We start from the raw sequence: 23,520 nt of genomic DNA on the forward strand, positions 1-23,520 counted from the left end.
CCTCCGCGGGTTGCACAGGGGGTCGTAAGTACCGGAATGTGCAGGTCAGAGGCCACTGTTGGCCGGATCCAGGCCTTTCGGCCCGCGCGGGGAAACCCCAGAGTTCCGTCTTCCTCCCAGGCGGAGGCAATCTCTCGTTCACGGGGCCGTCGCCGAGGGACGGCTTGCTATGGAGCGAAGTTATCTAGACAACTTTGCTCCCCTGGGTGTCGCCGCGGCGGTATCCGGGGCGGAGAGGACCCAACACCGTGTCATCCCTCTCACAGGCCGCCGCGTCCGGGAGCAGCATCGCGATCGGCTCCCCGACGCCCCCGCCGCGCGGCACCGAACTGGCCTTCACCTGGGCGACGGACGCCCCCGACCCCAAGAACTGGATCGGCGTCTACCCCGCCGACCGGCTGCCCGCCAGCGGCAGCAGCTCGCTCGTCTGGGCATACGTGCCCGGCGCGTCCGGGCAGACCACCCTCGACACCTCCGGCCTGAGCGGTGGGCCGTACATCGTGTATCTGCTGGCCAAGGACGGCTACGGCGTCCTCGCCAGGACGGAGCCGTTCAGCTTCACGGGCGCCCCCGTCGGCAACTCCGTCAAGCTGACGACGCCCGCCCCGCACGAGGGCGACAAGGTCTCCTTCCACTGGACGACGGACACACCCGACCCGAAGAACTGGATCGGGGTGTACGACGGCGACCGGCAGCCGGGTCAAGGCTCCTCCCTCGCCTGGGAGTACACCCCGGCCGCCACCGGTGACATCACCCTCGACACCTCCGGCCTGAGCGGCGGCCCGTACACCGCCTATCTGCTGGCCAAGGACGGCTACGGCATCCTCGCCGAGACCGCCGCGTTCAGCTTCGCCGTGCGCCCCGTGATCCCGCGCCCGCACGCGGTCGTGGACGCCGTCACCACCGAGCCGCAGACCGCGGGCAAGGACTTCGCGGTGAAGCTGGGCGGCCTGTGGATCAGGCCCGAGGGCAACGCCGCGGGAAGCGCGACCTTCAAGCGGGTCGGCGGCGACTCCTGGCTGTCGGTCGCCGCGGACGGCACGGTCAGCGGCCGGGCCCCGCGCACCGCGCCCCGCAGACCCGGCCGAGTGGTGGCCGCCGTCACCGACAGCGCCGTCGGCGGCGACACCGTCACCGTCCAGGTGCCCGTGCGCACCTCCCGGGAGCGGCTCCGCCTGAAGGTGGCCACGCTGAACCTCTGGGACGCCGGCACCCACGTCGACGGCTTCCTGGAGAAGCAGTTGCGGCTGGTCCTCACTCAGGGCCTGGACGTCGTGGCGCTCCAGGAATGCGGTGACAAGGCGGCCGAGGACCTCGCCGGGGCGCTCGGCCGCCACGTGTACCAGGCCGGCGGCCTCGGCATTGTGAGCCGCTACCCGCTCACTGACGTCGTCGCCCCGACCGCGGCGCTCCCGGCCGCGGCGGCGACGCTGCACCTGCCCGGCGACCGCACGGTACGCCTGTGGACGGCGCAGCTGGACGAAGCCGACTACGGGCCGTACGCGCTGTCGGCGGGCCGGACGCCCGCACAGGTCGAGGCGGCGGAGAAGGAGACGGTCCGCTACCGGCAGGCGCAGGCGCTGGTGGCCGCCCTGCGGCCGGAACTCGCCTCCCACACCCCCGTCGTGCTGGCGGCCGGACTCGCCTCGCCGTCCCACCACGACTGGACGAGCCGGACCGCGTCCGCGCACGGGGGAGCGGGCCGGGTCCGCTGGCCCGTCACCGAGGCGCTGGAGAAGGCGGGCCTCGTCGACGCCTACCGCGACGCCCACACCAGCCCGGAGAAGGCACCCGGCATCACCTGGTCCCCCGTCAGGCCGCGCCGCGAGGGCGGTGACGGGGCGGAACCGCAGGACCGGATCGACCAGATCCAGTACGCGGGGCGGCTCAAGGTCCTCGAGGCACACACCCTGTTCACCGGCTGGCCCCGGCCGGTGCCGGACGCCGCCGCCAACGGCTGGCCCTCCGACCACGCCGCCGTCGTCGTCACCTTCTCCCTGCCCGCCCGCGGCTGACCGCGAACGATCCGAAGGACCTTCCTCCCATGACCGAGATCAGCCGCCGCACCTTCATCGGCACCACCGCGGCCGGAGCCGCGATAGCCGCCGGACTCCCCGGCACCGCGGAGGCCGCGGGCCGGGGCACCGGCCACGGCAGCATCGAGGACGTCAGGCACGTCGTCATCCTGATGCAGGAGAACCGCAGCTTCGACCACTACTTCGGCACCCTGAGCGGGGTACGGGGCTTCGGCGACCGCCAGGCCACCGTCCTCCCCGGCGGCGACCCGGTGTTCCGCCAGCCCGCCGTGAGCCGCGAGGAGGGCCACCTCCTGCCCTTCCGCATGGACACCACGAAGTACAACGCGCAGAACGCGGGCGGTCTCGCGCACGACTGGGACACCGGCCACTCGGCCGTCAACGCAGGCGCCATGAACAAGTGGGTCTCCGCCAAGGGCGAACGGACCATGGGCTACTTCACGCGGGCGGACATCCCCTACCAGTACGCGCTGGCCGACGCCTTCACACTCTGCGACGGCTACTTCTGCTCGCTGAACGGCCCCACCGACCCCAACCGCCTCTACCTGTGGACCGGCACCGCGGGCCCCGGCGTGGACGGCACCACCGGCCCGTGGACCGACAACACGCCGGTCACGGACAACCCGGTGGCCGACTGGACGACGTACGCCGAACGCCTGGAGCAGGCCGGCGTCACCTGGCGCGTCTACCACAACCCCGATGGCTCCGACGACCGTTACGGCGACTACGACGACAACGCTCTGTCGTACTTCAAGCAGTTCCACGAGTTCCCCAAGGACGACCCGCGTTACGTCAACGCGATGACGAAGTGGGACCTCACGGCGTTCGACAAGCACTGCAAGGACGGCACTCTGCCCACGGTCTCCTGGCTGGTGGCGCCCTACCTGTTCTGCGAGCACCCGAACGCCAGCCCCGACTACGGCGCCCACTGGGTCGACACCGCGCTCCAGTCACTGTTCTCCAACCCCGACGTGTGGAAGCACACCGCCTTCCTGGTCATGTACGACGAGAACGACGGCTACTTCGACCACGTCATCCCGCCGTTCCCCGAGCCCGGCACCAAGGACGAGTTCGCGGGCGGCAAGCCCATCGGCCTCGGCAGCCGGGTGCCGCTGTGGGTCGTCTCGCCGTGGTCGCGCGGCGGCTGGGTCAACTCCCAGGTGTTCGACCACACCTCGGTGGTCCGCTTCCTGGAGCGCGTCACCGGTGTGCGGGAGCCCAACATCTCCGACTGGCGGCGCACCGTCTGCGGCGACCTCACCAGCTGCTTCGACTTCAGCAAGCCCGACTACAGCATCCCCGGACTGCCCGACACCGTCGCCCTGATGGCCAAGGCGGACGCGGGCAGCTCCCTGCCGCCGGTCAAGGTGCCCGACCAGCAGTCGATGCCCGCGCAGGAGGAGGGCCACAGGCCGCACCGCGCCCTGCCGTACCGCCCGTGGGCCGACGTGAAGGTCGACCGGACCACCGGCAAGGTCACCTGCACCCTCACCAACGACGGCAGCGTCGGTTACCACTTCACCGTCCTGCCGAACACCGCGCTGCCCTTCACCGGCACGCCCTTCACGGTCCCGGCGCGCTCGTCCCGCACCTATGTGTGGGACGCCGCCGGCACCGACGGCCGCTACGACTTCTCCGTGTACGGCGCCGACGGTTTCGTCCGCCGCTTCTCCGGCACCGTCGTCCGCACCGGCCAGGACGACGTGGCGGTGCCTTCGGTGACGGCGGCCCTGCGGCAGTCCGGGCGCCCGGAGAACGCGTCGGTGGAGCTGGAACTGCGCAACACCGGCGGCACCGAGGTGGCGTTCACGATCACGCCGAACGACTTCGCCGGCGAGGAGCGGACCGAATGGGTCGGGGCGGGCGACCGCACCCGCGTGTCGTGGCGCACCGACGCGGGGCGGTACGACTTCACCGTCACCGCGGGCACCGGCACCCGGTTCGCCCAGCGCTACGCCGGAGCCGTCCACACCGTGTGAGCCACCGCCGGCCGGGGACCGGGCCCGCCGCCGACGACGGCCGCCTGCCCGGCCCCGGCCGGGGCCCGGACACGCCCCGTACGGAACGTGACCGCGCCGCGACCGGTGCGTGACCGGTCCGCGGCTGGTCCGCGGCTGGTCCGCGGCCTTCGCGCCGCGTGTCCCTCTCCCCGCGTGGTGCGTGACCTTCGCCCTCACGCGGTCCGCGGCCTCCGCCTCCGCGAGGCTCGCGGGCGCGACCACGCGTGGTCCGGTGGGCCGCGGCGGTGCGCGGCCCCCGCGGCTCGCGGATTCCCACCCCGCGCCGCCGGGCTCGTCGGCCCTCCGGCATATCCTGGTGGCCAGTGGCCGTCGGCGACAAAGGAGTCCGAGGTGCCGTCGATGCTCGATGCCGTCGTCGTGGGTGCGGGGCCGAACGGACTGACAGCTGCCGTGGAGCTGGCCCGCCGGGGCTTCTCGGTGGCCGTCTTCGAGGCGCGGGACACGGTGGGTGGCGGCGCCCGTACCGAAGAGCTGACCCTGCCCGGATTCCGGCACGACCCCTGCGCGGCCGCCCATCCGCTCGGCATCAACTCGCCCGCCTTCCGTGCGATGCCCCTGGAGCGCTACGGCCTGGAGTGGCTGCACGCCGAACTGCCCATGGCCCACCCGTTCCCGGACGGCACGGCCGCGGTGCTCGCGCGCTCCGTCGCCGAGACGGCCGCCTCGTTCGGACCGCGCGACGCCGGCACCTACCGCCGGCTGGTCGCCCCCTTCCTCCCCAAGTGGGACACGCTGGCCCACGACTTCATGTCCCTGCCCGCGACCGCACTGCCCCGCGACCCGGTCACGCTGGCCCGGTTCGGCCTCACCGGACTGCCACCCTCCACGTGGCTGATGCGGCGCTTCCGCGACGAGCGGGCCAAGGCCCTGTTCGCCGGGCTCGTCGCCCATGTCATCGCCCCGCTGGACGGCATCGGCACCGGCGCCGTCGGCCTGGTCTTCGCGCTGGCCGCCCACGCCCGGGGCTGGCCCGTCGCGCGCGGCGGCTCCCAGTCGATCTCCGACGCGCTCACCGCCTACCTGCGGGACCTCGGCGGCAGTGTCCACACCGACTACGAGGTCAAGCGCCTCGACGACCTGCCGCCCGCGCGCGCCTACGTCTTCGACACCTCGCCCACCGCGCTGTCCCGGATCGCGGGCTTCGGCCGGTACTACGAGAACTACCGCTACGGGGCAGCCGTCTTCAAGGTCGACTACGCGCTGGACGGTCCCGTGCCCTGGACGGCCGAGGAGGCCCGTACCGCCGGGACCGTGCAGGTGGGCGCGAGCCGCGCCGAGATCGGTGCCGCTCTGCACGCTGTCTCGCGCGAGGGCCGGGCGCCGGACGCCCCCTTCCTGATCACCGTGCAGCCCAGCGTCGTCGACCCCTCCAGGGCACCCGAGGGGAAGCAGGTCTTCTGGGCGTACGGGCATGTTCCCAACGGCTGGACGGGGGACCTCACGGACGCGATCGAGCGCCAGCTGGAGCGGTTCGCGCCCGGATTCCGCGACCGCGTGCTGGCCCGCGCGACCGCCGGCCCGCGCGAACTCGTGGCGCGCAACGCCAACTACGTGGGCGGCGACATCGCGTGCGGCGCCGCCTCCGGACTTCAGCTCCTGCTGCGTCCCAGGCTGTCCCCGTCCCCGTACAGCACCCCGCACCCGGCCGTGTTCATCTGCTCCTCGGCCACCCCGCCGGGCCCCGGCGTGCACGGCATGTCGGGGCACAACGCGGCGAAGGCCGTGTGGCGCCGCCTGCGACAGCCCTGACCACGGACACGGTACGGACACCGGCGCGGACCGGCGGCACGGACGGCGGCGGCCCGGCGGTGTCCGGGGGACAATGCGGTGAGGACCGCGAACGAGGAGGCCGAGCCGTCATGACCGCCATCACCCTGGTCCGGGGCGACATCACCGGGCAGAGCGTCGACGCGATCGTCAACGCGGCGAACTCCTCGCTGCTCGGCGGCGGGGGCGTGGACGGGGCCATCCACCGCCGCGGGGGCCCCGCCATCCTGGCGGACTGCCGAAGGCTCCGTGCCTCGCACTACGGCAAGGGCCTGGCCACCGGCAAGGCGGTCGCGACCACCGCGGGCGACCTGGACGCGCGGTGGGTGATCCACACCGTGGGCCCGGTCTTCAGCGACACCGAGGACCGCTCGCACCTGCTGGCGTCCTGCTACCGCGAATCACTGCGGGTCGCCGACGAACTCGGCGCGCGCACGGTCGCGTTCCCCGCCGTCTCGGCCGGTGTGTACGGGTGGCCGATGGAGGACGCCGCCCGGGTCGCGGTCCGGACCGTGCGGGACACGGAGGCGTCGGTCGAGGAGGTCAGGTTCGTCCTCTTCGACGAGCGGGCGTACGAGGCGTTCGCCGCGCAGGTCGGCTGACGGCCGGCGTCTTCCGGAAAGCGGCCGCCCGCCGGTGCCGCGCCGGCTCCGGGTCGCGGTGCGGGTGCCGCGCGGCCTGCGGACCCGTGCCGCACAGCCGGTGGACCGAGGCGAGCGGCGAACCCGGCGCGGGCCGCGCGAACCCGGAGCAGAGGATGACGCGGGCCGTGCGCCCCCGGCCGCCCGGCCGCCCGGCCGCCCGGCCGCCCCGCCGCACCGGGCCCACCGCTCGTCGCCCGGCCGGTTTGCGCGCCGGAGGCGGCACGCGCGGGTGACGCATCCGGGCCGGTCGCTCAGGCGGAGGCGGCACGCAGTTCCGCCAGGGTGGCCGCGGTCAGTGGCCGGGGTGCGCTGTCGGGGTCGACGAGGACGACCGGGCAGGCCGCGGTGTGCGTGAGCGCGCTGGTGAAGCTCCCGTCGGCGAACTGCGCCAGCGGACCGCGGGGAGAGCGGCCCACGGCGACGGTGCCGGCGTGGACCTCGGCGGCATGCCGGGCCAGGGCCCGGCCCGCGGCGGCGTGGTCGCCGACGCTGGTGAGTATCTGGCCGACGGCCGGGATGCCGCGGGCCGCGAGCCGGTCGAGGTGGGCGGTGACGGCGGAGCGGGCCTGGTCCGCGGTCTCGACGTCCACGGCCTGTTCCTCGACCACGGCGGTCTGCTGGACGTGGACGACCTCGAGGGCCGTACCCGCGTCGTGGGCGAGCCGAGCCGCGGTGTCGACGATGGCGGCGGCCCTGTCGTGGGCGCCGACGGCGACGATGAGCGGCGGCCCGTCGGTGGCCGCCGCGGCGCCGACCGGCGTGAGCGTGGGCGCGACGGGTTCGCCCCGGCCCGCCGCCTGTTCGGCCCGGCGGAGCAGACGGTGGCCGCTCGCCAGCACCGGGATGGCCACGACGAAGGTCCCGGCGCCCAGGTAGAACGGCACGCTGAGGTCGGTCGCGTCGGCGAGCCGGCCGGCGACATAGGGGGCGAGGCCGCCGCCGATGAAGCGCAGGAAGCCGTAGGCGGAGGAGGCCACCGGCCGCTCGACGGGCGAGACGAGCATGACGGCCTGGGTGGTGAGGGTGTTGTTGATGCCGATGAAGGCGCCGCTGACGACGACCGCCACGATCACCACACGGGGCGAGTCGACGCCGGCCGCGATGACCGCCATGACGATCCCGAGGCCGAGCAGGTTGGCGTACAGCACCGGGGCGGTGCCGTACCGGGCCTGCAGACGCGGGGCGAAGAACACGCTGAAGGCGGCCACCAGCAGGCCCCACCCGGTGAAGACCAGCCCGAGCTGGTGCGCGCTCAGCTTCATCGGGTAGGGGGCGTACCCCAGCATCGTGAAGAAGCCCCAGTTGTACAGCAGCGCCATGATGCCCATGGTCAGCAGGCCGCGGTGGCGCAGCGCCTTGAGGGGGGCGAGCGGTGAGGTGGGCCGCTCCGGCTTGGGCAGGGCCGGTACGAAGGCGAGTGTCGCGGCCAGGGCGACGGCCATCAGGACGGCGACGCCGAAGAAGGGGCCGCGCCAGCTGATGGCGCCCAGCTCGCCGCCGAGCAGGGGACCCACGGCGATGCCGAGGCCGAGGGCGGTCTCGTACAGGATGATCGCGCCGCCGAAGCCGCCGCTCGCGGAGGCGACGATGACGGCGAGCGAGGTGGCGATGAACAGCGCGTTGCCCAGGCCCCAGCCGGCCCGGAAGCCGACGATGCCGTTGATGGAGTCGGTGGAGCCCGCGAGCGCGGCGAACACGACGATGACGGCCAGTCCCACCACCAGGGTGCGCTTGGCGCCGATGTGGCTGGAGACCCAGCCGACGAACAGCATGGCGACCGCGGTGACGATCAGGTAGCTGCTGAACAGCAGGGAGACCTGGCTGGGTGAGGCGTGCAGGCCCTCGGCGAGGGCGGGCAGGATCGGGTCGACCAGACCGATGCCCATGAACGAGATGACGCAGGCGAACGCGACGGCCCAGACTGCCCTGGGCTGCTTGAAGGGGCTGGCGGCCCTTCCGTGCGGTGCACTCATGTGCGGTTCTCCGTGATGTCGCAGGGACGGGGTCATGAGCGGGAATGGCGGTCGTCGATGACCCGGGCGAGGGCCGGCAGCGCGACCCGGACAGCCCGCTGTTCGGGTTCGGTCAGGTCATCGATCAGCTGCCGCAGGGCGTCCGCGCGCTCGGTCCGTCGCCGGCGGAACACGTCCAGGCCCTCGTCGGTGGCTTCCACGAGCACGCCCCGGCCGTCGCTGTGGTCGGCGGTGCGCCGGACCAGGCCCGCGCGTTCCATCCGGGTGACCAGCTGCGTCATGTTCGGCTGGGAGACGTTCTCGGCCCTGGCGAGCTCGGTCAGCCGCTGCGGCCCCTCCCGGCCGAGCCGGCTCAGTGCCGAGGAGGCCGCCGTGCTCAGACCGCCGGTGACGGCGCTGCGACGGACGTATCGGACCAGCCGCTCCACGGCGATCATCAGGTCCTCGGCCGGCGCCGGTGTGTCCGTGTCCATAACCCGCTTATGCATAACCGCATTATGCATCTAGGTGTAGAGGGAAACAACATCGCGTCGCGAGCGCGGGCGGGTGTGTGCGCGGCGCGGGTCGGCGCCGCCGTCGGTGCGCCGCGGGGGACGCCGGAAGGCGCCCACCGCGGCGGACCGGCCGGCTGTCAGCCGTCGATGCGGTGCTGGGTCCAGAACGAGGTCAGGTCCGTGGTCGTGGCGGCCTGGGCGGCGGCCTTGAACTCGGACGTGGTCGAGACGCCGTACCAGTGCGAAGTGGCGTAGTCCTTCAGCAGTTTGGTCATGACCGTGTCGCCGAGCACGCGCCGCAGGTCGTGCAGGGCGCACTTGCCGTAGCCGTACACGACCGTGGAGTACCGGGACGAGTGGGCGTCCCAGTAGGCCATCGAGTTGGTGATCTTCTCGGCGGTCGAGGCCCAGGAGACGCTGTTCCAGCAGTTGGTGCCGGTCTTGTTCTGCGCCAGGTCGGTGGCGTAGTCGGTGAACGCCTCATCCAGCCACGGGCTGTTGTACTCGTCGTCGCCGACGATCCCGTAGAACCACTGGTGACCGATCTCGTGGGTGAGTGCGGTGGTGCTGACCAGGTCGAGGACGAAGCCGGGGTACTCCATGCCGCCGAACCAGTAGTTGTTGTCGATCACCGCGTCCAGCTCGCCGTACGGGTACGCGCCGAAGCGCGCGGCGTGGGCGTCCACCGCGGACTTGGCGGTGGAGAGCATCGACTGGGAGTCGGAGGAGCTGATGCCCGAGACGGAGTAGATGTTGATCGCGGTGCCGGCGGGGGAGGTACCGGAGATCTTGCTGAACGGCCCGGCGGCCCAGGCGAAGTCACGGACCTTGGAGGCCGTGGCCGTGGTGACCGTCCGGCCGCTCGATCCGGCGGTGTCGACCGAGGTGCCGGTGGCCGGGACGAGGAGGCTCGTCGGGTGGTCGAGGGTCACCTTGAAGTCGGCGGCCAGCGAGTAGAAGGACTCGCCGTTGTTGGTGTACGGGTCCAGGTGCCAGCCGGCCGCGTCCTTGACCGCCAGTACGGGCAGCGCGTTGCCGATGTTGACGAAGGCGCCGTCGTAGCCGAAGCGGTCGGCGCCGCTGGGAACGGTGATCCCCAGGTCGAAGCCGATCGTGGCGGTCTGACCCTGCGTCAGGGGTGTCGACAGGCTGATCTTGAGGGCCGTGCAGCCCACCGAGAGGGCGCCCGCGGTGCCACCGGTGACGTTGCTGACCGCGATCGGCGTCGCGGAGCAGGTGCCGTGGTAGTTGTCCCAAAGCCTCAGGTACACCTCGCTGAGCGCGGTGGAGGAGGCGTTGGTGAAGGTCGCGCTCTCGTGACCGGTCCAGACGGTGCCGCTGGTGTTGCTGCTCAGACTGACGGTGTACGCGGGTGCGGCCGGCGTCCGGGTGGAGTCCGCGGGCGGGGTGGTGGCGCCGGAGGTGTCGAGGGCGACGTCGTCGAGGACGAAGCTCGTCTTGAGGCTGGAGTCCTCGGTGCCGGTGAAGGCGACGGTCACGGTCTGGCCCGCGAACGCCGAGACGTCGAAGGACTTCTGCGCGTAGCCGGTGTTCTTGTTGAGGTTCGAGTACGTCGCCAGCGTGGTGCTGCCGATCTTCGCCGTCAGCTTGTCGTACGCGGTGGACGTCGTCGTCTCGGTGGTGTCGATGTGCAGCCAGAAGGTGAGGGTGGCGGAGCTGCACCCGGACGGGATGGTGACGCTCTGCGAGAGGGTGTCGGTGTGCGTGCTGCCCACACCGTCCAGCCAGGCGAAGGAGGTGCCGCCGTGGGCGGTCTGGCCGGCGCGAGAGGTGATCACGCTGGTCGACGACTGGGTCCAGGGCGAAGTGCCGCTCTCGAAGCCGCCGTTGGTGACCACCTGGGCAGGGGTGCAGGCGTCGGCCGAGGGGGCGGTGGGCGGCGCGGCCGACGCCGGGGCTCCGGGAAGCAGGGCGGCGGCCAGTGCGACGACGGCGAGTGCCGCCGTCGCGAGGGCCTTGTGGGGGGTCGGTCTCACACGAACTCCTTTGAGGCGGCCGGGATTCCGGCCTGCTCGGTGGCCGCCCGCCCGGCTCGGGTGCGCCGGGGGGCAGCCGGGGCTGCGCGGATCGCTCGCGCGATCGCGAGGGTGTGATTTCTGCCGCGTCCCCCTGGGGTCAGGGCGACGGCTGCCGGAAGCCTGGCAGATTTGACCAGGGCATGCCATCCGTCGTGAGTAAAAGTCGTGCCGACAGGAAGTGCGGGGACCGGTGCCCTCCGGTGCCCTCCGGTGCCCTCCGGTGCCCTCCGGTGCCCTCCGGTGCCCTCCGGTGCCCTCCGGTGCCCTCCGGTGCCCTCCAGCGCCCGGCAGGGACGCCGAAGGCACGGGTGCGCCGTCCTGTCGGGCGGACAGGACGGCGCACCCGTGCCTTTGCTGCGGCCCGCGCCGGCGACCGCCGCCGCGGGCCAAGAACCTTACGGGTCAGGCGAGTCGTGAGACCTGGTAGTGGCCGATCCGCCAGCCCTCGTCCGTGCGCTCGACCAGTACGCCGAGGGTGAGGCTGACGGTGGGCCGGTCCGCGAAGGAGAAGTCCGCCGCCAGGTACCCGAGTACGAGGTGGTCGGCGGGGCGCCGGGTTTCGAGGATCCGGTACGCGACCGCCATCCCGAGCGGCTGCGAGTCGTAGTACGCGGCGACGCCCGGTCTTCCGACGCTGTAGGGGCGCAGCCCCTGGAAGATCGCGTCTTCGGTGAACTGGGCGGCGACCTGCTCCGGTTCGTGGCTGTCCACGCCGGCCTTCCATCGGTCGAGAACGCCGCGCAGGATCGCCTCGTTGTCCGTCGTGCTGTTCATCGGGGTCCTTCCCTCGTCGTGCCGTCGTCCTGCGGACTCAGTGGCCGGCGCTCATGCCGCCGTCGACGTGAAGGATCTCGCCGGTGACGAAGGGGGCGTTCTCGAGGTAGATGACGGCGTCGGCGATGTCGCTCTGCTCGCCCATGCGGCCGACGGGGTGCAGGGAGGCGAGGACCTCGTGGGACTCCGCGGGGTGCATGGGCGTCTTGATGGTGCCGGGGGAGACGGCGTTGACGCGGATGTTGCGGGTGGCGTACTCGATGGCGAGCGACTTGGTGGCGGACTGGAGACCGCCCTTGGTCAGGGAGGCGAGTACGGAGGGGACGTTGGAGTCGGCGTTGTCGACGAGGCTGGTGGTGATGTTGACGATGTGGCCACCGCCCTGGTTGAGCATGTGCTCGACGGCGAGCTGGGTGAGACGGAAGAAGCCGGTGAGGTTGATACCGATGACCGTGGCGTAGTCGTCCGCGGTGTAGTCGGTGAAGGGCTTGGCGACGAAGACGCCGGCGTTGTTGACGAGGGTGTCGATGCGGCCGAAGCGTTCGATGCCGGCGGCGATGACGCGCTCGGCGGTGGCGGGGTCGGCGATGTCGCCCTGGACGGTCAGGATGCCCGCGTCGTGGGAGGGGGCGATGGTGCGGGAGGTGGCGACGACCGCGTAGCCGAGCTTGCGGTACGCGTCGGCGATGCCGGCGCCGAGGCCCTGTGAGGCACCGGTGACGACTGCGACCTTCTGGTCCTGAGAGCTCATGATGACTTCTCCGAAACGTGTGGTGAGGGTTCCTCGACCGATCCCGATGGCCGGCGACTGCTAGCCGACCGGTCGACTATTTGGACCGTAGGGTGCCCGGAGGGGGAAGTCAAAGGCCCACGGGGGCCGGGCCGGGACGGGTTTCCTCCCAGTTGGTAGGCGCAGCCTTCCAGTCCAGGTCGGAGGGGATCGGGTGGGCTCAGCGCCGGTGCGGATCGCCTTCGGGCAGCCAGGAGTCCGGGGTGTCGAGGCCGAGGTCGCCGACGTCGGCGCAGAGGGCTTCGGCGGCGGCCAGGACCGCGGGCCGGTCCTCGTTCTCGCGCCGGACCAGCGACCAGGTCCAGTGGATCCGCGGTGCCACGACGGGGCGCTGGACCAGATCGGGCGGCAGCGGAGTGGTCTGGCCCTTGGGGGAGTTGACGACCGGACGGCCGCTGCGGCGGACGTGGTCGAAGAACGCGGGGCCGGTGATGCCGCCGTCGGAGATCCGCACCGCGCGGGCCCCCGTGTCGCGGGCCAGCAGTTCGGCGTAGACGTTCCAGGACGACCAGGAGGTGGCGTCGTCGTCGAGGAGCACGGCGGTGTCCACCGCCGCCACCTCGCCGGTGTCGTCGCCTGCGGAGACGGCGTAGAGCCGGTCGGCGCCGAGGAGGCAGGCGTGCAGGCCGCGTTGTTCGAGGTCCTCGGTCCGCACCCAGCACACCGCGAGGTCCAGGCTGCCGTCGGCGACCCGGGCGGCCTGGGTGTGCGAGGGGGCGATCCACGCGTCGAGATGGAGCCGGGCCACTCCGGCGGTGCGGGCGGTCAGGTCCGGTGGGAGCCAGTTGACGTAGCCGAGCCGCACCGATTCCGATCCGGAGAGCCGCTCGGCGCAGCGCTGGAGGTCCTCGGCCCGGTCCAGCAGCGCCCGGGTGTGCGGGAGCAGGGCCGCGCCGGCCGGCGTGAGGGAGACCGAGCGGCGGTCGCGATCGAACAGTCGTACGCCCAAGTCGCGTTCGAGCGCCTTGATCTGCTGGGACAGGGAGGGGCCCGCGATCAGCAGGCGTTCGGCGGCCCGGCCGAAGTTCAGTTCTTCGGCGACGGCGACGAAATACCGCAGTTGGCGCAGCTCCACGTCCGTCATGCTACGTCGCTGCGAGGCCGCGCCTCCCAGCGGGGAGGAAGCCGGTCGTGGCGCCGTCCCGGTGTCGGACGGAGGATGAGGGCAGGGAGGCGCGGGGTCTTGGAGCCATGGGTTCCTGGACCCAGAGGCCCTGGAGCCATGGGTCCTGGAGCCACGGGCTCCGGAACTCGCGGACGTCCCTCCATCCACGGCGTTCCGGTACCCGCCGGACCCCCATCGAGCGGAGCGGGATCATGCGAGAGTTCCTGGTCGAGATCACCACCACGATCCCCGAGGGCACCAGTCAGGACGAGGTCGACCGTCGGCGCGCCGCCGAAGCCGTCCGAGCCCGGGAACTGGCCGCCGCCGGCCGGTTGGCGCGGCTGTGGCGCCCGGTCGGTGAACTGCGCAGCCTCGGCATCTGGCGGGCCGCCGACGAGGACGAACTCCACGAGAAGGTGCTCGGCACCCTCCCGCTGCGTCCATGGATGCGCCTGAACGTCACCGCGCTGGAGTCCCACCCGAACGACCCGGGCCGTACCGCCACGGAGTCCTGACGGGGGCCGTCACCGTCCACGGCGGCCGTGACGCCGGGACGGTCCCCGCGCATGCCGCCGTGCTGCGTATCGGCTTCCCGCACCACATGGTGGTACTACGGGAGGCCGCCCCGTACCGGCGGGCGGGCCGTCGGTGTACGCGCGCCGCTGGTGTACGCGCGCCGCCGATGCCTGCCACTCGCCACCGATGTCTCTGACGTGGAGTCCGTCATGACCACACCGCAGGACCTGTTGATCATCGCCATGGACGTCACGTCCAGCCGCGACATCGGGCAGGGCGACCTGTCGCTGGCCCTCGCGGGGGCCGAGCTGGTCGACCTCATCGAGGCCGGGGCCCTCACCCTGGACGATGACCGCATCGTGCCCGGCGCGGCGTGGACCCTGGACGACGCCCTGCTGTCGGAGGCGGTGTCGTCCCTCGTCCGGCAGGAACCGTACGAATCGGTCGAGGACTGGCTGTGGCGCCGGGGGCGTGACCTGTTCGCGGCCTATCGGGCCGCCGTCGAGGCGCAGACCCCGGTCGCCGCCGGTCGCCGTCGCTGGAATCCGCTGCGCGGCGGCCCGGCGGAACGGGCCGACTCGCCGGCCCGGCGCCGCGCGGAGGACCGCTGGTCGAAGGGCGATCCCGTCCTCGTGGGGCTGGCGGCCGCCGTGGGCATCGAACACCCGGACGGCGAGGGCGCCGCCCCCGCCGACGAAGCGGTCGGGACCGTCCTGGACGCTGTGCACGACGCGGAGACGGAACTCGAAGCCGTACGGCAACGGCGCAGCATCGAGAACGCGGCCTTCGACAACATCTGGCGGGCCCCGTGACGGCCGGGCACCGACGGCCGGTGTGCTGAAGGCCGGTACGCGCGGGGCGGCCCGCGGATCTCTTCAGGAGGCCCGCCCTCGCGGGCGGTCCGCGGGCCTGAGCGCGGTCAGACCGCGGCCATGGCCTCGCGGGGCGGACGCGCGCCGAGCAGGGCCAGGCAGTTCGCCCACAGCGCGCCCAGCCGGTGCGTGTTGTTGTAGAGCTTGGCGAACAGCACCTGCCCCTCCAGCTGGGCGACCACCGCCCGCGCGGCTTCCCGGGCGTCGGTCACGACGACCTCCCCGCGCCCGAGCGCCTCACCGACGACCGAGGCGACCATCTCGACCTGCTCGTCGAAGATCTCCTGCAGCCGGGTGCGGATCGCCTCGGTGTGGTTGCTCATCTCCAGGGTGAGGTTCCCGAACAGACAACCCGAGACGGTGCCGCAGCTCTGCTGTCCGGCGAGCTGGCCGGCCTCGGTCGCCTCGAACAGCAGCCACAGCCGGCGCAGCGGGTCCTCGTCGCCGTTCAGGATCTGCGCCCAGGCCTGCCGCTGACCGGTCCAGTGCTCGTCGATCACGGCCAGGGCGAGCGCTTCCTTCGACTCGAAGAAGTAGTAGAAACTGCCCTTGGGCACACCGGCCGCCTTGCAGATCTCGGCCACGCCCAGGGCCGAGTAACCGCGTAGCTCGATGAGCGCTTGCGCGGTGCTGAGTATCTTCTCGCGGGCGTCGCTGGTCCGTCCCATGGAGTCAGTGTACGACCGGTCGTCTACCCGCGCCGGGCCTCCTCGGGAACGGGGTCACCAGCCGGTCAGCAGCAGATGGTTCAGGAGCAGCGCGAGGGCGGCCTGCGCGGCGAGCCAGACACGCGGCCGGGGCAGGAGGGCGGCGGCCGGGAGCAGCCACATCGCGAAGGGCAGCCAGATGCGTTCCGTCTCCGCCTTGCTCATCCCGGAGAGGTCGGCGGCGAGGAGGGCGAGCAGGGCGGCGAGCGCGAGCAGGGCGAGGCGGGGTTCGGCGGCCGGCAGCCGCGGAAGGCGGCGGACGCCCCCGCGCACCGGGGCCGCGCCGGCCCGCCGCAGGCCCGCCACCGTCGCCGGGCCCACGATCAGCACCGTGCACGCGAGGTTCGCCCACACCCAGTAGCCGTACGGCCTGACCCCGCCGACCCCCTGGTAGTAGCGCGTGACCAGCAGACGGTAGGCCTCCCACCAGTCGAAGCCGAGCAGGGTGAACACCACCGGCACCACGGCGGCTCCGGCGACGACGTAGGGGAGGGGCCGCAGCCGTCGGGAGCCGAGCAGCAGGACGGCGCCGGCGATCACCGCGTACAGCACGAGCCCGTACGACAGATACGCGGTGAGCCCGAACAGCAGCCCGGCGACGAGTCCGGTCGCCCGCGGGCGGGAGCCGGTCACCGCGAGGCCGAGGAACGCGACGGCCCAGGTGGCGACCGCCGCGAAGTATCCGTCCGCGGAGGCGCCCACCCACACGGCGGCCGGCGCGAGGACGAGGAAGGGGGCGGCGCGGCGGGCGAGGGCCTCCCCGGCCAGCACGCGCACGGTGACCAGGACGGCGACCGCGGCCGTCGAGCCGACGGTGACGCACCACACGCCCGCCCAGCCCCCGCCGCCCAGACCGATCCGGTCCAGCAGCACGAAGGTGAGGGTGGCCCCGGGCGGGTGTCCGGCGATGTGCGCGGGCCAGGGCGCGGGGGACTGGCTCACGATGTGGTGGGTGAAGTCCCGCAGGGTGGCGGGGATGTCGTGGAAGCGGTCGATGACGGTGAGGTACTCGTTCGTGGTCGTCAGCCGCCCGGCGACGCCGCGCTGCCAGCCGTCGACCAGCGCGAGGGAGAACGTCCAGGCCGTCGTGGCGCCCCAGGCGACCCACAGCAGCGGGCGCCAGGACAGGCGCGCGGCGAGCGGGGGGCCGTACGCCACGACGGCGACGGCGACCACGAGGGCGGCCGGAGTACCGGGGCCGACGTGCGGCTCCCACCGCGCGAACAGGGGAGGCCAACCGACGAAGAGCGAATGGTCGCGGCGTTGGACGGCGGTGCCGACCAGGGCGGCCACCGTGACGAGCAGGGCGGCGGCGAGGACCGCCGACAGGTCGAGGAGGAGATCGCGGAGCGGGCCGCGCGGGCGGTCGGGGGAGATGTCGCGGGGACGGTCGCGGAGAAGATCGCGGTTCACACCGGCACGCTAGGCCGCGCGCACCCCGCGGAAGCCGCCACACGGATGGACGTCAGGCTTTCGTCATGGTTCGAAGACCCTTTTGGGGGCCTTCTCCGCCCTACGGTCGGGGCATGCCACGGCCTCCCCTCCTCCCTACGTCGCCCGCGTTCTGGCGCAGTCCCGTGCGCGGCCCCTGGTTCACCTCCGTGCTCGGCATCGTGCTGCTCGGCGGGATCACGGTGCTGTTCCTGACGGGACTGCTGTCGTACGCCGCCTACAACCCGGACCTGGCGCCGGTGAACGACCAGACTCCGGACAAGGGTCTCCTCGGCTTCTACCTCTTCTCCTGGCCGACCCACCCGTCGTGGCTGTACCGGCTCACGCAGGGCGTCCACGTCACGCTCGGGATCACCCTCGTCCCCGTACTCCTGGCGAAGCTCTGGTCGGTCGTCCCCAAGCTGTTCGCGCTGCCGCCCGCCCGGTCCCTCGCCCACGCGCTGGAGCGCGTCTCGCTGCTCCTGCTGGTCGGCGGCGCGCTCTTCGAGTTCACGACGGGCGTGCTGAACATCCAGCTCGACTACCTGTTTCCCGGCTCCTTCTACCCGTTGCACTTCTACGGGGCCTGGGTGTTCATCGCCGCCTTCGTCGCGCACGCCGTACTGAAGACACCCGCGGCCCTGCGCACGGTGCGCCGGATGCGCGCCGAGAACGGCGAACCCGATGCCAGGCCCACCGGACATCCCTCGGAGCAGGACGAGTTGGTGTCACCGAACCCTGCCGAACCCACCGTGTCACGACGTGGCGCCGTGGGTCTTGTGGGCGGCGGTTCACTGCTCCTGTTCGTGACGACGGCGGGGCACAGCTTCGACGCGCCGCTGCGGCAGACCGCGGTGCTCGCCCCGCACGGCGGCCCCGAACCGGGCTCGGGGCCGGGCGGGTTCCAGATCAACAAGACGGCCGCCTACGCCGGGATCGACCCGCGCGAGACGGGCGAGGACGCCTGGCGGCTCGTCGTCGCCGGGCGCGCCGGCACGGTCCGGCTGAGCCGGGCCGACCTCTTGCGACTGCCCCTGCACAGCTCGGCGCTGCCGATCGCCTGCGTGGAGGGCTGGTCCACCTCCGACCAGTGGTGGCGCGGGGTGCCGCTGCGGGATCTCGCGTCACTCGTCGGCTACGAGCACGGCACGGCGCCCGACGTGCTGGTGGAGTCGCTCCAGCGGCACGGGGCGTTCCGCCGGGGCGCCCTGCGCCACAACCAGGTGCGCGATCCGCGTTCCCTGCTCGCCCTGTTCGTCAACGGCGAGGACCTGAGCCCCGACCACGGCTACCCGGCGCGCGTCATCGTTCCCGCGGCGCCCGGCGTGCTCAACACCAAATGGGTGGCCCGGATGACGTTCGGAGACCTGTGATGAAGCGATACGCGACTCTCGCCGGGCGGCCGGCCGCGGTCCGCCGGCCGCCTCTGGGCAGTCCGCTGCTGATCCTCCTGCTGGCCTGCTCCTTCGCGCTCGCCGGGTACGCGGGGGTGCGGCTGCTCGCCGGTGACTGGTTCGGCGTGACGCTGTGGTTCGTGGGCGCGGCGCTGCTGCACGATCTGGTCCTCGTGCCGTTGTACGCGGGCGCGGACCGGGTTCTCGCGCAGGGGCTGCGCGCGGTCGGCCGCCGGGAGTGGACGCTCTACGTCCGGGTCCCGGCGGCCTTCTCGTGCCTTCTGCTGCTGCTGTGGTTCCCGCTGATCAGCGGGCAGATGGCGGACCGCTACCGGTCCGCCACCGGCCTGCCGGGCGACGGCTTCCTGTCCCGCTGGCTGCTGATCACGGCGGTGCTGTTCGGGGGTTCCGCGGTGCTGCTCGCGCTGCGGCTGCGCAGGGCGACGAAGGAGCGGCCGCCGGTCGACCAGTGACCGTCGGGGTGCCAGCCGGCGCGGCGTGCGTGCCGGAGCAGCGCCGGGGTGCCCAGGCGGGCCCAGAGGAAGGGCGTCCCGGCGGCTCCCCGGCCGTCGGCGACGCGCACCCGCACCCGTTCGTCGACATCGACGGGCACCGTCTCGACGATCAACAACCCTCCGGGTGACAGGAGTTGGCTCATCCGCTCGAGCAGGGCGGCGGGGTCGCCGCCGATCCCGAGGTTGCCGTCGATCAGGAGCGCGGTGCCCCAGCGGCCCTCCCCGGGAACGGACTCGAAGACCGACCGGTGCAGCGCCTGTCCGCCGAGCCGGACGGTGTGTTCGACGGCGGCCTCGCTGACGTCGATGCCCAGGGCCCGCCGCCCCTGTGCGGCGAGTGCCGCGATCAGCCGGCCGGGTCCGCATCCCACGTCGAGCACGGCCCCCTCGCAGCGCCGCAGCATCTCCAGATCGGCGGTGTCGGCCCGGGCACACCACCGCTCCACCTCCAGCGGCAGCAGCCAGCCGTCGGTCCGGCGCAGGTAGAGGGGGCCGCGACCGACCCGCAGCGCGTCGGCGTACGGATCGCTGGACCAGGGGGCGTCCTGGTCGTACGGCGGCGCGGGGGGAGACACCGGACGCGGCCCGCCGCGCGAGGCCATGATCGGGGAGCCGTGGGAGGTGGGGTTGGGGGTGGCGTGGGAGGTCCGGTTCGGGGTGCGCGGTCGGATCGGGCGCGGGGTGCTCGGCGAGGTCGGGTTCGGGCCGCCCCGGGAGCTCGGGTTCGGGGCGGGTCGCGAGGCCGGGTTCGGGTCGTCTTAAGCGCGGTCGGCCGCGCGGCCCGTGGGAGCCGCCGTTCTGGCCGGGGTTGCGCCCGTCGCGCCGCCCGCGGCCGCGGGCGCGGCCGACGTCAGGCCCGCGCGGCCCGTGGTCCGGCCGCCCGTGGGACCGGCGGTCCGGCCTCCCGTGAGGCCGGGGGCCGGGCTTCCCAGGGCGCCGGGGACAGGGGCGAGTTCGCGTGCCGCGCTCATCGCTGGGCCCCCGCTTCGAGTCGGGCGAGCTCGGCGGCGAACCGCCCGCGCGGCGCAGCGGCGGCGACGAGCCCGGCGTCGTACGCCGTGTCGACGTCCCGCAGACGCGGCAGATCGCGGACACGCAGCCCCGCCGCGGTCAGCCGCTCCCGCTGCGCCGCACCGGTGGCGGCCGTCGACATCGGCACGCCCCGCACCAGGTCCGGGTCGGGGACGGCGAGCCCCAGCGCCCAGAAACCGCCGTCCTCGGCCGGTCCGAAGTACGCGTCGCAGCCGGCGAAGTCCACGGTGAGGAGTTCCGGCGTCACCTGCGGGGTGTCCATGCCGATGAGCAGGGCGGGTCCGGCGCAGTCCGCGAAGGCGGCGGCCAGCCGTTCGTCCAGGCCACCCCCGCACTGCGGTACGACGTCGATGCCGGGCGGCAGCCAGGGACCCGGCGCGCCGTCGAGGACCAGCACCCGGCGTCGCGCGGGCGTCGCCGCGACCGCGAGCAGGGTGTCCACGAGTGCCGCCTCGGCGAGCGACGCCGCCTGGCGGGGCGTGAACGGCGGGGTGAGCCGGGTCTTCACCCGTCCCGGCCGCGGTTCCTTGGCGATGACGAGCAGGGTGCTCACGGGGTGGTTCCTCCCGGGGACGGGGCGGGGGCGCGGGACGGGGCGGGCGGTTCCGCCAGCACGCGGCGCATGTCCCGTACCGCCTGCCAGGTGCCACGCCAGGTGCCGGTGACCTTGGAGGCGCCGGTGCGCGGGAGATACGGCACGTCGTGCTCGGTGACGCGCCAGCCGGCGTCGGCGGCGCGGACGACCATCTGCAGCGGATAGCCGCTGCGGCGGTCCGTGAGGCCGAGGGCGAGCAGCGGTTCGCGGCGTGCGGCCCGCAGCGGGCCGAGGTCGTGCAGGCCGAGTCCGGTACGGCGGCGGAGCATCCGGGCGAGCGCGAGGTTAAGCCCGCGCGTGCGCGGGCCACGCGCGCCACCCCTGCGGGCGTCGGCGCCCCAGCACCAGGTCGGCCGTGCCGTCGCGCACCTCGCGCACGAAGGGGACGAGCAGGGACGGGTCGAGGGAGGCGTCGCAGTCGCAGAAGCACACGATGTCGGCGGTGGCCGCGGTCAGTCCGGCGTGGCAGGCGGCACCGAACCCGCGGCGCGTCTCGCGCACCACGGTCGCGCCGAGGCCACGGGCCAGTTCCGCGGAACCGTCCGTGGACCCGTTGTCCACGACCAGCGCGCGCCAGCCGGACGGAATGCGGGCGAGCACCCAGGGCAGGGCCTCGGCCTCGTTCAGACAGGGCAGGACCACATCGACTACGGGGTCCGCCGGGGGAGAGGTCGTCACGGCTCTCACCCTACGAACACGAAAGAGACATATCGGGCTTCTGCTCCTTACGAAACGCGGACGTCGAGCGGGGGAGGGCCGCACGGCGCCGGTGCGGGTGGGAGGCTGAAGCCATGCATGAGCCGTACGAATCCGCAGGTACCGGACCCGACGCGGTGCCGGGCGCCGCGACCGCCCCGGCGGGCCACGGGGGCGCGGCACGTGTCCTCGTCGTCGACGACGACCCCACCGTCGCCGAGGTCGTCTCCGGCTACCTCGACCGCGCGGGCTACCTCGTGGACCGTGCCGCGGACGGGCCCGCCGCGCTCGCCCGTGCCGCCGCGCACTGGCCCGACCTGGTGGTGCTGGACCTGATGCTGCCGGGGATGGACGGTCTCGAGGTGTGCCGGCGGATGCGCGGACGCGGCCCCGTGCCCGTCATCATGCTCACCGCGCGGGGCGACGAGGACGACCGGATCCTGGGCCTGGAGGTGGGCGCGGACGACTACGTCACCAAGCCGTTCAGTCCCCGGGAACTGGTGCTGCGCGTGGAGTCCGTACTGCGCCGCGCGCGCCCCGCGACCGCCGCGCACCCGCTGCACGCGGCCGGTCTCGGACTCGATCCGGCCGCCCGGCGCGCCACCAAGGGGAGCGTCGAACTCGCGCTCACGACAAGGGAGTTCGATCTCCTCGCTTTCTTCCTCCGGCACCCCGGGCGGGTGTTCAGCCGCGAGGACCTGATGCGTGAGGTCTGGGGCTGGGACTTCGGCGACCTCTCGACGGTCACCGTGCACGTACGGCGGCTGCGCGGGAAGGTCGAGGACGATCCGGCGAGGCCCCGGTTGATCCACACGGTGTGGGGCGTGGGCTACCGCTTCGACGCCACGACGTCCACGGAGGCGGTCTGACCATGCGTGACATGCTGCTCATCGCCCTCTTCGCCTTTCTCGGCGCCGCGGGGGCCGGCCTGCTCGGCGCGGGCACCCTGTGGCTGATCCGGCGCCGTTCGCTGACGGCGTCCCTCGCCGTGGTCGCCGCCGTGGGGGTGACCGCGATGCTCGCGGGGACACTCGCCGTGGCGTGGGCGATGTTCCTGTCCTCGCACGACCTGACCGTCGTCACGACAGTGGTGGCCATGGCTGCCGTCGTCTCGCTGGCCACCGCGCTGCTGCTGGGCCGCTGGGTCGTGGCCCGCAGCCGGGACCTGACGCTGGCTGCCCGCTCCTTCGGCGACGGCGGTGACTTCGCGGCCCCCGGCGGTCCGGCGACTGCCGAACTCGCCGCCCTGGGTCGCGAGTTGGCCGCCACCAGTGTGAGGCTCGCCGAGTCACGGGACCGCGAACGGGCTCTGGAGACCTCACGCCGTGAACTCGTCGCGTGGATCTCGCACGATCTGCGCACCCCGCTCGCCGGGCTCCGCGCGATGTCGGAGGCGCTGGAGGACGGCGTCGCCGCCGACCCGAACCGCTACCTGCGCCAGATGCGTACCGAGGTCGAACGGCTCAACGACATGGTGGGCGATCTCTTCGAACTCTCCCGCATACACGCGGGGAGCCTGGCCCTGTCCCCCTCCCGTGTCTCCGTGTACGACCTCGTGGGCGACGCCCTCGCGGGTGCCGACCCGCTCGCCCGCGAGTACGGGGTGCGGCTGGTCGGCGACCGCGTCGAGCCGGTGCCGGTCGAGGTGGACGGCAAGGAGATGAGCCGTGTCCTCGGCAATCTCCTCGTCAACGCGATCCGGCGGACACCGGCCGACGGCACGGTGGCGATCGCCGCGGAGCGGTCGGACCACGGTGTGGTGCTGTCCGTCACCGACGGCTGCGGGGGCATCCCCGAGGAAGACCTGCCGCGCGTCTTCGACACCGGCTGGCGCGGCAGCCACGCGCGCACCCCGCCCGCCGGGGCGGGCCTGGGCCTGGCGATCGTGCGCGGCATCGTGGAGGCCCACCAAGGGCGGGCCGCCGTGCACAACGTCCCCGGCGGCTGCCGCTTCGAGGTCACCCTCCCGCTGGCCGGCCCGGCTCTGTCGGCGCGGTGACACACGTGATGCGCGTGACGCGCGGTGGCACGCGGTGACATGAGTTCTCGGCCGATCCTCCACCGAACGCGCCGCCGGGCAGCGCGAATCCGCCGGGCAGCGCGAATACGCCGGGCAGCG

Annotated in this window: 19 protein-coding genes and 1 pseudogene; 9 read left to right on the forward strand and 11 right to left on the reverse strand. The window is 73.1% G+C overall.

Annotated elements, in window-relative coordinates; translation table 11 throughout:
- The first annotated feature begins 248 nt into the window (after positions 1 to 248).
- The 4 genes from HEP85_RS31280 (at position 249) to HEP85_RS31295 (ending at position 6,426) form a co-directional block, all read left to right on the forward strand.
- Positions 249 to 2,015: an endonuclease/exonuclease/phosphatase family protein gene (locus HEP85_RS31280; protein ID WP_369657919.1), complete on the forward strand. Its 1,767-nt coding sequence runs from the start codon at positions 249 to 251 to the stop codon at positions 2,013 to 2,015.
- Positions 2,016 to 2,044: 29 nt separating this feature from the next.
- Positions 2,045 to 4,015, forward strand: coding sequence for a phosphocholine-specific phospholipase C (locus tag HEP85_RS31285; RefSeq protein WP_168530875.1), 1,971 nt, complete (start codon positions 2,045 to 2,047; stop codon positions 4,013 to 4,015).
- Positions 4,016 to 4,396: 381 nt separating this feature from the next.
- Positions 4,397 to 5,806: an NAD(P)/FAD-dependent oxidoreductase gene (locus HEP85_RS31290; protein ID WP_329295136.1), complete on the forward strand. Its 1,410-nt coding sequence runs from the start codon at positions 4,397 to 4,399 to the stop codon at positions 5,804 to 5,806.
- A gap of 110 nt (positions 5,807 to 5,916) precedes the next feature.
- On the forward strand, positions 5,917 to 6,426 hold the full coding sequence (locus HEP85_RS31295) for an O-acetyl-ADP-ribose deacetylase (RefSeq protein ID WP_168530876.1): 510 nt from the start codon (positions 5,917 to 5,919) through the stop codon (positions 6,424 to 6,426).
- 293 nt (positions 6,427 to 6,719) lie between these two features.
- On the opposite strand, the gene HEP85_RS31300 is transcribed toward HEP85_RS31295, so the two are convergent.
- The 6 genes from HEP85_RS31300 to HEP85_RS31325 form a co-directional block, all read right to left on the reverse strand.
- A complete protein-coding gene (locus HEP85_RS31300; protein WP_329291406.1) occupies positions 6,720 to 8,441 on the reverse strand; it encodes an MFS transporter in 1,722 nt (573 codons plus the stop codon).
- Between the two features lie 32 nt (positions 8,442 to 8,473).
- The gene (locus HEP85_RS31305) at positions 8,474 to 8,929 is read right to left on the reverse strand and encodes a MarR family winged helix-turn-helix transcriptional regulator (protein WP_168530877.1); all 456 of its coding nucleotides are present in this window, start codon (positions 8,927 to 8,929) and stop codon (positions 8,474 to 8,476) included.
- 143 nt (positions 8,930 to 9,072) lie between these two features.
- A complete protein-coding gene (locus tag HEP85_RS31310) occupies positions 9,073 to 10,932 on the reverse strand; it encodes a M1 family metallopeptidase (RefSeq protein WP_168530878.1) in 1,860 nt (619 codons plus the stop codon).
- 444 nt (positions 10,933 to 11,376) lie between these two features.
- A complete protein-coding gene (locus HEP85_RS31315) occupies positions 11,377 to 11,748 on the reverse strand; it encodes a hypothetical protein (RefSeq protein ID WP_168530879.1) in 372 nt (123 codons plus the stop codon).
- Positions 11,749 to 11,785: 37 nt separating this feature from the next.
- The gene (locus tag HEP85_RS31320; protein WP_168530880.1) at positions 11,786 to 12,499 is read right to left on the reverse strand and encodes an SDR family NAD(P)-dependent oxidoreductase; all 714 of its coding nucleotides are present in this window, start codon (positions 12,497 to 12,499) and stop codon (positions 11,786 to 11,788) included.
- 199 nt (positions 12,500 to 12,698) lie between these two features.
- Positions 12,699 to 13,622 carry a LysR family transcriptional regulator gene (locus tag HEP85_RS31325; RefSeq protein ID WP_168530881.1) on the reverse strand — a complete coding sequence of 308 codons (924 nt, stop codon included), beginning with the start codon at positions 13,620 to 13,622 and terminating at the stop codon, positions 12,699 to 12,701.
- Positions 13,623 to 13,855: 233 nt separating this feature from the next.
- Between HEP85_RS31325 and HEP85_RS31330 the strand changes: the two genes are divergently transcribed.
- Positions 13,856 to 14,158 (forward strand): muconolactone Delta-isomerase family protein, encoded by a 303-nt coding sequence (locus HEP85_RS31330; protein ID WP_168530882.1) that lies wholly within the window; start codon positions 13,856 to 13,858, stop codon positions 14,156 to 14,158.
- 210 nt (positions 14,159 to 14,368) lie between these two features.
- Positions 14,369 to 14,971 (forward strand): GPP34 family phosphoprotein, encoded by a 603-nt coding sequence (locus tag HEP85_RS31335; RefSeq protein ID WP_168530883.1) that lies wholly within the window; start codon positions 14,369 to 14,371, stop codon positions 14,969 to 14,971.
- A 107-nt stretch (positions 14,972 to 15,078) separates the two neighbouring features.
- On the opposite strand, the gene HEP85_RS31340 is transcribed toward HEP85_RS31335, so the two are convergent.
- Entirely contained in the window at positions 15,079 to 15,699 is a 621-nt protein-coding gene (locus tag HEP85_RS31340) for a TetR/AcrR family transcriptional regulator (RefSeq protein WP_168530884.1), read from the reverse strand.
- Positions 15,700 to 15,753: 54 nt separating this feature from the next.
- Positions 15,754 to 17,115, reverse strand: a complete 1,362-nt coding sequence (locus HEP85_RS31345; protein ID WP_369658142.1) for a hypothetical protein — start codon at positions 17,113 to 17,115, stop codon at positions 15,754 to 15,756.
- Between the two features lie 149 nt (positions 17,116 to 17,264).
- On the opposite strand from HEP85_RS31345, the gene HEP85_RS31350 reads away from it, so the two are divergent.
- Positions 17,265 to 18,542, forward strand: a complete 1,278-nt coding sequence (locus tag HEP85_RS31350) for a molybdopterin-dependent oxidoreductase (protein ID WP_168530885.1) — start codon at positions 17,265 to 17,267, stop codon at positions 18,540 to 18,542.
- Positions 18,543 to 18,891: 349 nt separating this feature from the next.
- Here HEP85_RS31350 and HEP85_RS31355 read toward each other — a convergent pair whose 3' ends face one another.
- From HEP85_RS31355 to HEP85_RS31365, 3 genes and pseudogenes are all read right to left on the reverse strand, one after another.
- Positions 18,892 to 19,680: a class I SAM-dependent methyltransferase gene (locus HEP85_RS31355; protein WP_369657920.1), complete on the reverse strand. Its 789-nt coding sequence runs from the start codon at positions 19,678 to 19,680 to the stop codon at positions 18,892 to 18,894.
- A gap of 365 nt (positions 19,681 to 20,045) precedes the next feature.
- Positions 20,046 to 20,663, reverse strand: coding sequence for a TIGR04282 family arsenosugar biosynthesis glycosyltransferase (locus tag HEP85_RS31360; RefSeq protein ID WP_329291415.1), 618 nt, complete (start codon positions 20,661 to 20,663; stop codon positions 20,046 to 20,048).
- Positions 20,660 to 21,392: pseudogene (locus tag HEP85_RS31365) on the reverse strand (glycosyltransferase family 2 protein). Before HEP85_RS31365 ends, HEP85_RS31360 begins: the two are co-directional and overlap by 4 nt.
- Positions 21,393 to 21,496: 104 nt before the next feature.
- Between HEP85_RS31365 and HEP85_RS31370 the strand changes: the two are divergent.
- Both HEP85_RS31370 and HEP85_RS31375 read left to right on the forward strand, forming a co-directional pair.
- Positions 21,497 to 22,270 (forward strand): response regulator transcription factor, encoded by a 774-nt coding sequence (locus HEP85_RS31370; RefSeq protein WP_248002136.1) that lies wholly within the window; start codon positions 21,497 to 21,499, stop codon positions 22,268 to 22,270.
- 2 nt (positions 22,271 to 22,272) lie between these two features.
- Positions 22,273 to 23,400 carry a sensor histidine kinase KdpD gene (locus HEP85_RS31375; RefSeq protein ID WP_168530887.1) on the forward strand — a complete coding sequence of 376 codons (1,128 nt, stop codon included), beginning with the start codon at positions 22,273 to 22,275 and terminating at the stop codon, positions 23,398 to 23,400.
- Positions 23,401 to 23,520: the final 120 nt, after the last annotated feature.

The sequence above is a fragment of the Streptomyces sp. RPA4-2 genome (assembly GCF_012273515.2).
In the GTDB taxonomy this organism is placed as follows: Bacteria; Actinomycetota; Actinomycetes; order Streptomycetales; family Streptomycetaceae; genus Streptomyces; species Streptomyces kaempferi.

Bases quoted from the DNA above. Each gene is read 5' to 3' on its own strand.
- HEP85_RS31285 (WP_168530875.1), top strand. From the start codon at position 2,045: ATGACCGAGATCAGCCGCCGCACCTTCATCGGCACCACCGCGGCCGGA.
- HEP85_RS31290 (WP_329295136.1), top strand. From the start codon at position 4,397: ATGCTCGATGCCGTCGTCGTGGGTGCGGGGCCGAACGGACTGACAGCT.
- HEP85_RS31295 (WP_168530876.1), top strand. From the start codon at position 5,917: ATGACCGCCATCACCCTGGTCCGGGGCGACATCACCGGGCAGAGCGTC.
- HEP85_RS31300 (WP_329291406.1), bottom strand. From the start codon at position 8,441: ATGAGTGCACCGCACGGAAGGGCCGCCAGCCCCTTCAAGCAGCCCAGG.
- HEP85_RS31305 (WP_168530877.1), bottom strand. From the start codon at position 8,929: ATGCATAAGCGGGTTATGGACACGGACACACCGGCGCCGGCCGAGGAC.
- HEP85_RS31315 (WP_168530879.1), bottom strand. From the start codon at position 11,748: ATGAACAGCACGACGGACAACGAGGCGATCCTGCGCGGCGTTCTCGAC.
- HEP85_RS31320 (WP_168530880.1), bottom strand. From the start codon at position 12,499: ATGAGCTCTCAGGACCAGAAGGTCGCAGTCGTCACCGGTGCCTCACAG.
- HEP85_RS31325 (WP_168530881.1), bottom strand. From the start codon at position 13,622: ATGACGGACGTGGAGCTGCGCCAACTGCGGTATTTCGTCGCCGTCGCC.
- HEP85_RS31330 (WP_168530882.1), top strand. From the start codon at position 13,856: ATGCGAGAGTTCCTGGTCGAGATCACCACCACGATCCCCGAGGGCACC.
- HEP85_RS31335 (WP_168530883.1), top strand. From the start codon at position 14,369: ATGACCACACCGCAGGACCTGTTGATCATCGCCATGGACGTCACGTCC.
- HEP85_RS31340 (WP_168530884.1), bottom strand. From the start codon at position 15,699: ATGGGACGGACCAGCGACGCCCGCGAGAAGATACTCAGCACCGCGCAA.
- HEP85_RS31350 (WP_168530885.1), top strand. From the start codon at position 17,265: ATGCCACGGCCTCCCCTCCTCCCTACGTCGCCCGCGTTCTGGCGCAGT.
- HEP85_RS31355 (WP_369657920.1), bottom strand. From the start codon at position 19,680: ATGGCCTCGCGCGGCGGGCCGCGTCCGGTGTCTCCCCCCGCGCCGCCG.
- HEP85_RS31370 (WP_248002136.1), top strand. From the start codon at position 21,497: ATGCATGAGCCGTACGAATCCGCAGGTACCGGACCCGACGCGGTGCCG.
- HEP85_RS31375 (WP_168530887.1), top strand. From the start codon at position 22,273: ATGCGTGACATGCTGCTCATCGCCCTCTTCGCCTTTCTCGGCGCCGCG.